A 12,005-nucleotide genomic window follows, 5' to 3' on the forward strand; every position below is an offset into this window, starting at 1 on the left:
GCTCCGCAAAATTTAAAAGAGATTATTTTAGCTTGTCTAGTTCGATGATGTAAGGCACCGAGTTTACCCCCGCACCGAAGTATTTGGCAGCTAGGGCTTTTGCAGCATTTAGCTCGGCAGCGCTTACGTCTTTGGCACCTGCTTTGTTATCTTCAGCGTAATATTTTTTAAAAACCGCTATCTTTTGCTCGTCAGTTTTAGCATTTTTGATCTCTTTGTAGATGAGTGCGGATTTTGCGTGGCCGTCGTCGCCGTGAACGGAGGTCATGACGATATCGACATTGTTATTTTTTAACGTTTCTTCGATCCTTGCCATCTCTTTGCGGCAGAATGGACACAAAGCGTCTGTCAGCATCAAAATCGTAGGCTTTTTAGGATCGTTTCCTAGCTTTATGATATTGTCTTTGCTCTCTGCTTTGAAGACTTTACTTAGCTGTCCTGCGATGCGGTCTTGTTTGATCTGCTCCTTATAGACTACGCGTTTTTTAGGATCGATGATATCGGTAAAGATCAGATCGCCTTGGGTGAAAATGATCTCCTCTTGCGACATATTGCCTTGAGAGATTTTTAAAACGACCGCTTCAACGCCTTTTGGCTCGCTAAGTGGGATGCGCTCGGCGACCTTTATCTCGATGCCTTGCGGTGCGCCGCCGTAGATAGATAAAATTTCGCTGTCGCTTAAAGCCGCGTTTAGGCTCGCTGCGAGCGCAACTGAAGTTAAAATAGCTTTTTTCATTTTTTTCCTTTGCAAAAAATTCCGCGCATTGTAGTGCAAAATTTTAAATTTTTACTTTTTCAAATAGCGTTTATTGTCGATCGTCACGATATTTCCCATTTTATCTAGGTATTCGAGGTAGCAGATGACGAATTTCCTGCTAAGCCCAAGCTCCTCTTTGGCGTTCGTGACATTTACGAAGCCATCTTTTTCGATGATCGCGTAGAGGCGCTTGATCGCTAGGGCTAAATTTTCGGCCTCGACGAAGAGATTGTGTGCGAGACGGACGACCTTTTTGGCGTAGGTTAGCTTCTTTAGCGCGTCATCGCCGCTTTCGCGGTCGATCTCTAGCTCGTCGTAAATGTTATACGGCGCAAGCGGCGCGATGCCGCCCTTTTTGATGAGATCAAAAATTTTACTCTCCAGGCTCTGTTTGAGCGCGTCAAAATCCACCCCCGATTTTACGTAAACTCCCCCCCCTTTGGAGACGATGCCGCTTTGCTCAAGCTCGTTAAGAGAGCGCGCGGCAAGATCTTCGCTAGCCCAGGAGAGCTTTAGGGCGATCGAGGCGGGCGAAAAGATCGCGTAGTCGTTTTTCGAGACGATAAATTTTATGAGGCTTTTTACGTCCTCGATCGCGCTTAGATCGTAAACGCATAAGTTCGCTTCGTCAAAATACGTCCCCTCTAAGCCGCGCGCGATCTTTACCGCTTCGTCGTACTCCATCCCGAAGCGCTGATACGCCGAAAAAAGCCCGAATCCATGCTTGTGAAAGAGGCTTAAAATTTTAAACGCTTCGGTGAAATTTCGCTTCAAAAGCGCGGTGAGAAGTACGGCTTTGCTCTGCTTTTTTAGCGGCTCGACTACGGCGTTTAGCACGCGCCCACCGCCGATTACGCGCGAGTTTGCCAGGCATACGAAGGGCTCATCAAATTTCAAAAACATCGTTTTATCAAATTTAAAGCTTACGAGCTTCTCGCCGCTTGGAAGTTCCTTTAAAATGAGCGCTTTTGCCGCACTTTGTTTGCTTCCGACGCAAAACAGCACGTCTTGATTATGCGAAATTTCGCCGCTAAAGGTACAGTCGGCTTCATTAAAGCCGCGGAAAAAACCTTTTTTGGTTAAAATTTGCCCCTTTTCAAGCTCGCTCGTTTTGGCGTCCAGACTTAGCGCGACGCGGTTTGGAGCCTGCGCTAGCGGCGTGTCCTCGTCGTGGATCTGCACGCTTTTGACGTTAAAAATTTTACCCAGATCGCAGTTATAAAGCTTTTCACCCTTTGAAATCGCGCCGTTAATGAGGCTGCCCGTTACGATGGTGCCGAGCCCCTTAAGCGAAAAGACGCGGTCGATGTAGTAGTGCACCACGCCGCCTCCTTGGCGCTGCGCGGGCTTGATATTAAAGAGATAGTTTTTCAGCTCGGTGATACTTGCGGGATCCTTTATGCTGATAAAAAAGGTGTTTAAAATTTGCAAATCTTTAAATTTAGAGATATATTCCTTGCACTGCGCCGAGACCTCCGCCTTGCGCACGTCGTCAGCAAGATCGCATTTGCTGATACATAAGATCACGCTTTTTACCCCGAGCAGCGATAAAATTTGAATATGCTCTTTGCTTTGCGGCATTAGCCCGTCGTCTGCGGCGACTACTAGCATCGCAGCGTCGAAGGCATACGCGCCGCTAATCATCGTCTTTACTAGATTTTCATGACCAGGAACGTCGATGAAAGCGACGTTGGTATCCCCAGAGCGCAGATGGGAAAAGCTAAGATCGATCGTGATACCACGCTGCTTTTCGCTCGGCATTCGGTCTCCTTCAAAGCCGTTTAGCGCCTTGATTAACGCGGTCTTTCCGTGATCGATATGGCCTGCGGTGCCGATGATTACGCTATTCATAAATTTCTCCGATCTTTTTTATTAAATCTTGTAAGTCGCTTTTTAAAATCGATCTGAAATCGAGCAAAAATTTATCATCCTCGATCCGCCCGATTATGCCCGCAGCGCGAAATTTTGCCTGCGTGCTCTGCGGATCTGCGCCGTCAAGTATCGCAAGCGCGACGCTAGGGTAGGAGGCGCTCGGCATCGTACCGCCGCCTACGAAGGTAGTAGTAGGCACGATCTGCGATTTTACGCCGATGCGAGATTGCACTAGCTCCGCTCGCTCACGCAGCTCGTCCAGGCCCAGATGGATCTGATCTATCGTCCTGATGAGGTGAAATTCTTTATTTATATACGCCTTGATCGTCTCGGCAAGCAGGCTTAGCGTGATCTTATCCACGCGCAGCATTCGCAGTAGCTGGTTTTTGCGCAGGCGCGCGATGAGCTCGCGATCTCCTAGGATGATACCGCACTGCACGGAGCCGAAGAGCTTGTCGCCGCTAAAGCTAAGCAGCCGCACGCCGCTTTTTAAAAGCTCAAAGATTGAGGGCTCGCTTTTGCCAAGCCCAAATCCCAGCTCGCTCGCGTAACCACTTCCAAGATCGTAATAATCGATGATCTCGTTAAAGCTTTCCGCTTTTTTCATGCTAAATTTTGCGGGGTAAATTTTAGAAATTTCGCTCTTGTCGCCCGCGCCGCCTTCATAAAAACGCTCGCTCTTTGCGGACGGCTCGTCGCTTTTTAAATTTAAAGAATTTGCAGAAGCTGCCGCTAAGCTTAAACCGTTCGGCGCAGAATTTAAAATTTCGCCGTCCGTGTCCGAAGAGCCGCCGCAAAGATCTGCTAAATTTTTAAAGCTTGCCGCTCTAAGCGCTAAAAATTCTCTCTTTGCCTGCGAGGCGCGACGTGCGAGAGCCGCTACCTCCGCAGCGCTTACGCTAGAGCTAAAGCCTGAAATTTTAAAATTTGAGCGGTGCACCTTCATCAAGATCGCCGTGTTTTCATTGATCGCTTCTTCGTAATCGTCCGGCTTGGTTTTGTTCGTAGTGCCGATCTCTGTGAGCTTTGCGCCCGAGTTTGCCATTACCTCGCTTACCCGAAAGCTCCCGCCGATCTCGACTAGCTCGCCGCGGCTTACCACGACTTCGCGTCCGCGCGCGAAGGTATTTAGCACCAAAAATACCGCCGCAGCGTTGTTGTTGACCACGAGTGCGTCCTGCGCGCCGAAGAGCTCGCTGCACAAAAGCGCTATGTAGTCGTATCTGTTGCCGCGTGCGCCCTCGGATAGGTCGTATTCTAAATTTGAATATGAGGTGATGATCTTTTGCGCGCGGGCTAAAATTTCGGCGCCAATGACGCTGCGGCCGAGATTTGTGTGCAGCACGACGCCGGTTGCGTTAATGAGCGGCTTAAGGCTTAGATTTTGAAATTTTTCGTAGCGCGATTTGATGCGCGCGATGATCTCGCTTTCGCTTGCGAGCTCGCCTCCTTGCAGCGCCTCCCTGCGTGCCTCTTCAATGAGCTCTTGCGCGATTTTGATGATTTGCGGGCGGAGGCAGTTTTGAAACTCCTGCGCGTTTGCGATTTTATCGATTTTTGGTAGTTTGATTTGTTGCATTGCGACCCCGATGCCTTAAAATTTAGGCGATTTTATCATTTAAAGCTTTGATTTTGCTTTATCTATAGAATTATTAATTTAAATTCGATTTACTTTAAGTGCAGAATTTAAAAGCTGTTTAGAAAATAAGAGTAAAACCCGCCTAATTATCAATTTAGGATAGATTATGAAAGAACATGGATTTTACGCCGCGGGGCTAAAGGATGTCGTCTTAAGCGATGATATCGAAATTTGCGGCGATGAAGAGGAGGCGAAAAATGAGGAATTTATCGTTGCGAATTCGCCGAAACTAAAAGCGCAAATTTATGCGCCCGAGATAAATTTTTATATAGAAAATTCCGCAGATGAGCCGCTACAAATCGCTAAAAACGTAGATATTTTGTATCGCGCCAAAAATATCGCCTTTGACGGTGCGCTAGATAGCGACTATCAAAAGCCCGTCGGCAAAAACGTAATTCTCGCCTGTGATGAGCCGCGAGAGGGGCTTGTGGGGCTACTTAGGCAGCACGGATTTAAGGTGATCGCGTTAAGCAGGGCTGAGATAAAGTTCGTCTACGGCGAGATTGGTGATCTTGCAGTTACGATTTTAAGCGAGCGGGATGAGGTTGAGACCGAGGCGGATTTTTTCTTGATTAGCGGCGCAGCGCCATATCAGCTACGACAAAGCGGCTGCTACGAGATTTCGGGGCTAAAAGACGATGAAATTTTAGAAATTTTAAATTCCAAAAGCCCGGTTTATCATTATAAGAATTCCACGATCTTCGATCCCGCGATCTGCCAGTATCAAGGTAGGCGAAATGAGCTGCGAGCGCCATGCGCAGAGGTTTGCCCCACAGTGGCGATTTTGAAAAACGACGAAAAGCGCGAGTTAGTATTTTCGCATATCGACTGCATCGGTTGCGGCGCGTGCGTGAGCGTCTGCCCTAGCGGTGCGCTGAAATTTGCCAAGCTGCCCCAAAGCGTATTTGGCGAGATCGCAAAGCTCTATGCAGGCAAAATTCCGCTTCTCATCGCAGAGAGCGAAATTGAGTCCGCACCCGCAGTACAGCTTCCGTGCGGCGTGTTACCGTTTGGAATTTTTGGAAGCAAGCAAATAGATGAGGCAAATTTGCTAAGCGCGATGCAAGAAAGCGGCTCGAGTGTGATCGTTTACGGCGCAGACGTGGGCGAGAGCACGCGCGAAGCGGTGGAGCTTATCAATGGAATTTCGCGCGCGATCTACGGCAAGGACGCGGTATTTTTAGCGCGAAATTTAGCCGAGCTGCAAGAGGCGTTAGAGTTTGCACAAAGCGCGCAGCCGTGGAGGCTTTCGATAAACGAGCAGGGTCTTAGCAAGAAAGAAATTTTTTCTAAACGCGTAAGCGCAATGGTTGGCGAGGGCAGCTTCGGCGCCGTAAAAAGCGGAGAGTTGCTAGAATTTGGCAAAGTAAACATAAACGAAGCAAGCTGCACGCTATGCCTTAGCTGCGTGGGTGCCTGTAATACCGGCGCGCTGTATGCCGATAACAGCGACAATTCAATTAAGCTCAATGCCTCGCTTTGCACGACGTGCAACTACTGCGTGCTAAGCTGCGCCGAAAAGGATACGATCGAGCTTGAGCCTTGCGGCGTGGAGCTTGAGCCGGGATTTTTTAATTACAAAATGCTAGCTAAAGATGAGCTTTTTAAGTGCATTGAATGCGGTAAGGAATTTGCGACGAGCAAAGCCGTGATGAAGATCGCGGATATGATGGGTGCGCATTTTGCAAATGAGCCTGAAAAGATGAAGACTCTTTTTTGCTGCGGCGATTGCAAGGCGAAAATAATGATAAAAAAGCAGATAGAAGATGCTAGAAAAGGGGCAATGTAATGGATGCGAATCTACTTCAAGCAAGAAGCTACTACTACGAATTTTTTGCAATTCCGTTTTTTTTCTATGAAACGGATACGAAATTTAAGCGCTGGCAGCAGCAGCTGGAGTTTTTACGCAGCTCGCCCATTGTGCCTAGCGATGAGGCGGAATTTCAAAATTTGGCGAAATTCGATTTTGCAGCGTTTAAAAGCGAGCAAAATTCCGTGCTTTTTGATTTTTCATACGCCAACGTGCCGATGAGTGCGAGCTTCTACGACGAGGGACGCGACGATGGGCGTATGCGTGTCGCGGTAATTGACGTGCTAAAAAAGAGTAAATTTCGCCGCAATATGGAGCTTTGCAAGGAGTGCGAGGACTATGTAGGATTTATTTTTTACCTGCATTCGACTCTGCTGCGCGACGCGGCTGCAAAACACAGCGCGGTTTTAAACGGACAAAATTCCGTGGCAAACGAGCAAAATTTTACGAATAGCGCGAGCTTGGCGGCGCAAGACGGAAAAAATTCTGCAGGTTTGCATGGCAGTAAAAATTTTACGGACTCGCAGGATGGTAAAAATACTGCGAACTCGCAATGCGCTAAAAATTTCATCGGCGCACAAGACGGCGAAGCGCTGGCGTTAGAGCTTTTTACGAATGTCACCAACAGCTTTGTGGATGAGTTTAGCGAGCTTTTGTGCGGGCATGTGCGGGCGGATTTTTTCAAATCATTAGGCGCACTAATGAGAAGCTTTTTTGCGCTTGAGCGCTCGCTTTTAGCGCTTGCCGCTCCGCAAAAGAAAGATCGCAGCGTCGTTAAAGAAGCGATCAAAAAAGGCGGCTATCAAAATAAATTTACCAATCCGGAAGATATTTTTAATCTGGATTGATAAATAAAATTTTTAACGAAAATCTTAACGCGAAAGCAGAATTTCGGTTAAATTTTAAACTCGCAAACTCTAGTTTTTCGAGTAGTTTTTTAGTTAGAACTTTATATTTTGAATTTTAAATAAAATTTAAAAAGTAACTTAAAATTTAATTTCCATCTCACTGCCTTTTCGTTATAATTCATTAGATTTAAATCCTGTAACAGGCGTTACTACAATAAAAGATTTAAAGCGATTTCTTCACAAAGGAAAACCATGGAGAACAAACGCAGGGATTTTCTTAAAAAATCTCTAAAAATCGGCGCAGTAGGTGCCGTAGGCGTTGCCGCGTCTCAGGCTCTAGCGAAAAGCGAGCAGGATTACGGCGATACCGTTCGTGGCAAATCACCGAAAAAAGAGGTGCTTTACTGGGAGAGTGAAGCGTGGAAAAAATACTATAAAGTAGCTTACTAGGAGAATTTTCATGAGTGAGAATGCGATCGGAAGGAGATCGTTTTTGAAACTCGCCGCTTTAGGAGCGAGCAGTGTAGCCGCGTTTGGCGAAAATAATACGCTAAGAGCCGCTACTGAGCAAGAGATCAAAAACCCATTTCCAGGTTCCGTTATGAAGCGAACGATATGTTCGATCTGTTCCGTAGGCTGCGGTATCGAGGCTCAAGTAGATGAGAGCACCAATACCTGGATTCGCCAAGATATGGCAGTAGATCACCCGATCTCGCAGGGCAGTCACTGCTGTAAGGGAATCGATCAAATCGATCTAACCAAATCTAAAATGCGTCTTAAATATCCGCTCAAAAAGGTTGGCGGCAAGTGGGAGCGCATAAGTTGGGAGCAAGCCGTTAACGAAATCGGCGATAAAATGCTTCAAGTTCGCAAAGAGGACGGCCCAGATAGTGTGGTATTTCTGGGTTCGGCTAAATTTTGTAACGAGCAGGCATATTATTTTAGAAAATTTGCAGCTTTCTGGGGTACGAACAGCAACGACCACGTAGCCAGAATTTGACATAGCGCAACAGTCGCCGGTGTGGCGAATACTTGGGGTTATGGAGCTATGACAAATCACGTAGGTGATATGGCAAAAAATTCTAAAATGATCCTTTTCATAGGTGCGAATTCCGCGGTTGCGAATCCCGTGGGGGCTATGAAGCATGCTCTTCAAGCTCGCGATAGAAACGGCGCGAAAATCGTTGTAGTTGATCCAAATTTTACTAGAACTGCGGCTAAGGCCGATATGTATATTAGAATTCGTCCGGGAACTGATATAGCGTTTGTGTACGGAATGCTGCATCTAATCTTCAAAAACGGCTGGGAAGATAAAGAAGTAATAAAAACTAGAACCTACGCCGTAGAGGAGATTAGAGCCGAAGCTGAGAAGTGGGATCCTAAAGAAGTAGCCAATGTCACCGGATGCAAAGAAGAGGAGCTGATAGAATTTACGAGGATGTTTGCTACCACAAAGCCTGCCACTTTATGCTGGGCTCTAGGCATTACGCAGCACTCGATCGGAAGCTCAAATACTAGAATTTTGGCTCTTTTACAGCTCATACTAGGCAATATGGGCAAGCCTGGCGGCGGCTGCAACATCCTTAGAGGTCACGATAATGTTCAAGGCGCTACCGATATGTGCAATCTCTCCGATAGCTTGCCTGCGTATTACGGGCTAGCCGATAACGCTTGGAAGCACTTCTGCAAGGGCTGGGGCGTAGATTACGAGCAGTTTATTAAAAGATTTGCCGTCTCTACTAAGCAGCCACACGAAAAGCAGGGTGAAAAAGTGCCTGGTACGAATTTTACCGAGTATTTTCACTACGATCCGAGCATCGAGCAAGATGTGATAAACTGGCGCAACGAAAAGGGCTTTTCGCTATCTAAATGGTGGCAGGGCGTTTTGAAAAACGAGCCCGTTTTAAGTAGTGGCAATGTCCGCGTTCTTTGGGTGCAAGGCACAGGAATTACTTCTATGGCTCACGTTCGCGAGACTCAAGAAGCATTAGGTAAGATCGATATGCTGGTAGTCGCCGAGCCGTTCTTAAACGAAGTAGCGATTCTAAACGATAGGCCGGATGGAATTTATGTTTTGCCGGTAGCTACGCAGTTTGAAAGCGAAGGTCATCTAAGCGCTACAAACCGTAGCGGTCAGTGGAGAACTCAGATCGTTAAGCCGCTATTTGAGAGCAAAGAGGATCAGGAGGTAATGTTTTTATTCGCGAAAAAATTCGGCTTTTACGACGAATACGTTCGCGGCATGAAGATGGGTATAGTTGACGGTGAGCTTAAGCAGGTTAAGGACGATTTCGTTTGGCCTGACGACGCTACTGATGAGATCGCACGCAATACTCAAAGTATTGGTAATAACGGACGCACCGCAGCTAGATTTCGCAGACAGCAGAAAAACTGGCATCTATTTGATCCCGATACCCTGCGCGGCATAGGCGGCGAGGTCGAGGGCGAATATTACGGACTTCCATGGCCCTGCTGGGATACGCAACACCCGGGCACGCCGATTCTTTACGATGTAACTAAGCCTTATGCCGACGGCGGTATGGGATTTAGAAACCGCTTCGGCTTAGAACACGACGGCGTTTCGCAGCTAGCCGACGAGAGCATTACACTTCCGGGATCAAAAATTCAAGGCGGTCATGCAGAGATTACCAAGGCAAATATCGAGCAGGTTTTAGGCATCACGCTAAGCGAGGATGAAAAAGCCAAGATGGGGCCTACGTGGAGCACAGATTATAGCGGCATTATCGCTAAAAAATGCCGCGAGTTTGGAATTTGCCCTTGCGGAAACGCAAGAGCAAGAGCGAAGGTTTGGCAGTTTGCGGATCAAATTCCGAAGCACCGCGAGCCGATCCACTCGCCTAGATGGGATTTAGTAGAGAAATATCCGACTTTTGCGGATCAAAAACGAAATTTCCGCGTCTTTACGAGATTTATCTCCGAGCAGAAAAAGCAGGATTGGAGCAAGGACTTCCCTACTATCGTAAGCTCGCTAAGGCTCGTAAATTTAAGCGGTGCGGGCATGATTGAGCGAACGAGCAAGTATCTTTCGGCGATTACTCCGGAGATGTTTGCGCATGTAAATCCTAAGCTTGCCGCTGATAAAGGTATCAAAGATGGTGAGATGATGTGGATTCATTCGCCGCAAGGCACGAAGATCAAAGTCAAGTGCATCTATTCGCACGCCGTAACGCCTGATCGTATTGTTATGCCGTATAACTTCGCGGGAATTTTCCAGGGCGAGGATCTAAGCGAGCGCTATCCTGAGGGTACTAAGCCATATATCAGAGGCGAGAGCTCAAATACGATTACCAACTACGGCTTTGACATAAATACGCAAATTTCGGAATTTAACGCCGGTCTTTGCAGACTAGAAAGAGCATAAGGAGATAAAATGCCGGCAAGATTAAAATTTTACGTCGATGTCGAGCGTTGCATCGCTTGCTATGGTTGCCAGGTAGCCTGCAGCTCGGCGCACGAGGTTCCCGTGCAGATCAATAGGCGCAAGGTTATCACTTTAAACGAGGGCATAGAGGGGCAGGAGGTTTCAAGCTCTATCGCTTGTCAGCACTGCACCGATGCGCCTTGCGCGCAGGTTTGCCCGGTTCAATGCTTCTATATCAGAACCGACGGCGTCGTTTTACACGACAAAGATAAATGTATCGGCTGTGGATATTGCCTCTACGCGTGTCCGTTCGGCGCTCCGCAATTCCCTAGAGACGGAGCTTTCGGTATTAAAGGTGCGATGGATAAGTGTACTATGTGCGCGGGTGGACCGGAGCCTACGTTTTCGCACGAAGAGCTACATAAATACGGCCAAAACCGCATCGCAGAGGGCAAGGTTCCGATTTGTGCGGCGATCTGTTGCACGAACGCTCTAATCGTGGGCGACGCGAGCAGAGTTTCGGATGTTTATCGCAAGCGCATACTTACGCGCGGCGTGAGCCTATAAGATTGTGGAATTTTAAACGCCTACGATTTAAAATTCCGCCTCTTTTACAGAAATTTCAACCGAGCGGCGGCTTTAAATTTAGCGGTCGCTCGGCGCAAAATTTTATTTAAAAATTCCACTCTTGCCCATTCGCCGTTAGATTATTTCAAAAAATCGCCTCTTGCTGACATTAAAATTTTAAATTTATGCTACAATCACTCAAATTTAGGATTTGAAATCTTAAGCGAAAGGATCCGTCTTGAAAAATAAAATTTCACTTTTTTTGGTCATTTCGGCGTTTTTGATTTTTACGGGCTGCTCTAAAAATGTGCCCGTAAATAGCGGCATCGTGCGCACTTCCGAGCCGCTTCACATTATGGAATTTCCGCAGGATAAGCTCATAAGCGTAAATTTTACCAATACCTCGACGACGGATTCAAATTTAACCCAAGTAGTGATCCAGCATCTGCGTGCGGATGGATTTAAGGTCGTAAATAAAGGCGCGGCGAACGTCCAAATCGGCGGCAATCTAAACTACTTCCGCAAGGCGGATTTTTCGCGCAGATCGTGGGATAATCCGAGATTTAGCTTCGGTATGGGATTTGGCAGATATTACAGATATACGGGCGTAGGCGTGGGCTGGGGGATGCCGTTCGGTTATGATCCTTGGGACGACGACGATTATTACAGAGATTATTTCTACGACTCGCAGATTAGCCTCTACATAAGCGTTAAAAACAAAGGCGCTTGGAAGGATTACGTAACTAATCTCAACTACCAAAGCATCAAAAATCCGGGCTCTAAAGACTCGGTAATGGATGCGCTAAATTTTAAAATTTACGAATATATAAGACAGATGATTAAGCAGGGAAGATGATAGTAAAAGAGAATAAAAAGCCCGTAGCTATGACGCTGGCGGGATCGACGATTTTGGCGCTCGCTAGCGGATATTGCTACCACGCGGGCTTTGGCGGTGCGGCGCTTTTTGCTTCCGTAGTCGCGGCATTTTGCGCGTTTTTTTGCGCGCTCAGACTTGGCGCTAAAAATTATTTGCAGATCGGGGAGGACGTCCTTACGATCGTGCGCGGCGCAAATTCCGAGAGCTTCGAATACAAAGATATCGCAAATTTAGGCACCAAAACCTTCGTCGC

General features: G+C 47.2%; 9 protein-coding genes and 1 pseudogene. 7 read left to right on the forward strand and 3 right to left on the reverse strand.

Annotated features, from left to right (window positions below; genetic code table 11):
• Nucleotides 1–22 precede the first annotated feature (22 nt).
• Genes Q0238_RS10890 through selA form a run of 3 tightly spaced genes read right to left on the reverse strand, consistent with a single transcriptional unit; the run spans nucleotide 23 to nucleotide 4,208 of the window.
• Nucleotides 23–736, reverse strand: a complete 714-nt coding sequence (locus Q0238_RS10890; RefSeq protein ID WP_297882822.1) for a histidine kinase — start codon at nucleotides 734–736, stop codon at nucleotides 23–25.
• Between the two features lie 51 nt (nucleotides 737–787).
• A complete protein-coding gene (gene selB, locus Q0238_RS10895; RefSeq protein WP_297945969.1) occupies nucleotides 788–2,608 on the reverse strand; it encodes a selenocysteine-specific translation elongation factor in 1,821 nt (606 codons plus the stop codon).
• Nucleotides 2,601–4,208 carry an L-seryl-tRNA(Sec) selenium transferase gene (gene selA, locus Q0238_RS10900; protein ID WP_297945971.1) on the reverse strand — a complete coding sequence of 536 codons (1,608 nt, stop codon included), beginning with the start codon at nucleotides 4,206–4,208 and terminating at the stop codon, nucleotides 2,601–2,603. Before selA ends, selB begins: the two co-directional genes overlap by 8 nt.
• 166 nt (nucleotides 4,209–4,374) lie before the next feature.
• On the opposite strand from selA, the gene Q0238_RS10905 reads away from it, so the two are divergent.
• The 7 genes and pseudogenes from Q0238_RS10905 to Q0238_RS10935 form a co-directional block, all read left to right on the forward strand.
• Complete coding sequence (locus tag Q0238_RS10905) at nucleotides 4,375–6,057, forward strand: 4Fe-4S dicluster domain-containing protein (RefSeq protein ID WP_297945973.1); 1,683 nt, start codon at nucleotides 4,375–4,377, stop codon at nucleotides 6,055–6,057.
• Complete coding sequence (locus Q0238_RS10910; protein WP_297945975.1) at nucleotides 6,057–6,926, forward strand: molecular chaperone TorD family protein; 870 nt, start codon at nucleotides 6,057–6,059, stop codon at nucleotides 6,924–6,926. The genes Q0238_RS10905 and Q0238_RS10910 overlap by 1 nt, the downstream gene beginning before the upstream one ends.
• Before the next feature lie 252 nt (nucleotides 6,927–7,178).
• The gene (locus Q0238_RS10915) at nucleotides 7,179–7,376 is read left to right on the forward strand and encodes a twin-arginine translocation signal domain-containing protein (protein WP_005871103.1); all 198 of its coding nucleotides are present in this window, start codon (nucleotides 7,179–7,181) and stop codon (nucleotides 7,374–7,376) included.
• Between the two features lie 10 nt (nucleotides 7,377–7,386).
• Nucleotides 7,387–10,308 carry a formate dehydrogenase subunit alpha gene (locus tag Q0238_RS10920; RefSeq protein WP_297945977.1) on the forward strand — a complete coding sequence of 974 codons (2,922 nt, stop codon included), beginning with the start codon at nucleotides 7,387–7,389 and terminating at the stop codon, nucleotides 10,306–10,308.
• Between the two features lie 9 nt (nucleotides 10,309–10,317).
• A complete protein-coding gene (fdh3B, locus tag Q0238_RS10925) occupies nucleotides 10,318–10,875 on the forward strand; it encodes a formate dehydrogenase FDH3 subunit beta (protein WP_297945979.1) in 558 nt (185 codons plus the stop codon).
• A 238-nt stretch (nucleotides 10,876–11,113) separates the two neighbouring features.
• A complete protein-coding gene (locus Q0238_RS10930) occupies nucleotides 11,114–11,731 on the forward strand; it encodes a hypothetical protein (RefSeq protein WP_297945981.1) in 618 nt (205 codons plus the stop codon).
• A pseudogene (locus tag Q0238_RS10935) lies at nucleotides 11,728–12,005 on the forward strand (hypothetical protein); the annotation flags it as partial. The gene Q0238_RS10930 and the pseudogene Q0238_RS10935, both read left to right, overlap by 4 nt.

Source organism: uncultured Campylobacter sp. (assembly GCF_938045775.1).
Lineage (GTDB): Bacteria > Campylobacterota > Campylobacteria > Campylobacterales > Campylobacteraceae > Campylobacter_B.

Coding starts and splice junctions, on each gene's coding strand:
- Q0238_RS10910 (WP_297945975.1), top strand. CDS start 6,057: ATGGATGCGAATCTACTTCAAGCAAGAAGCTACTACTACGAATTTTTT.
- Q0238_RS10915 (WP_005871103.1), top strand. CDS start 7,179: ATGGAGAACAAACGCAGGGATTTTCTTAAAAAATCTCTAAAAATCGGC.
- selB (WP_297945969.1), bottom strand. CDS start 2,608: ATGAATAGCGTAATCATCGGCACCGCAGGCCATATCGATCACGGAAAG.
- Q0238_RS10905 (WP_297945973.1), top strand. CDS start 4,375: ATGAAAGAACATGGATTTTACGCCGCGGGGCTAAAGGATGTCGTCTTA.
- fdh3B (WP_297945979.1), top strand. CDS start 10,318: ATGCCGGCAAGATTAAAATTTTACGTCGATGTCGAGCGTTGCATCGCT.
- selA (WP_297945971.1), bottom strand. CDS start 4,208: ATGCAACAAATCAAACTACCAAAAATCGATAAAATCGCAAACGCGCAG.
- Q0238_RS10890 (WP_297882822.1), bottom strand. CDS start 736: ATGAAAAAAGCTATTTTAACTTCAGTTGCGCTCGCAGCGAGCCTAAAC.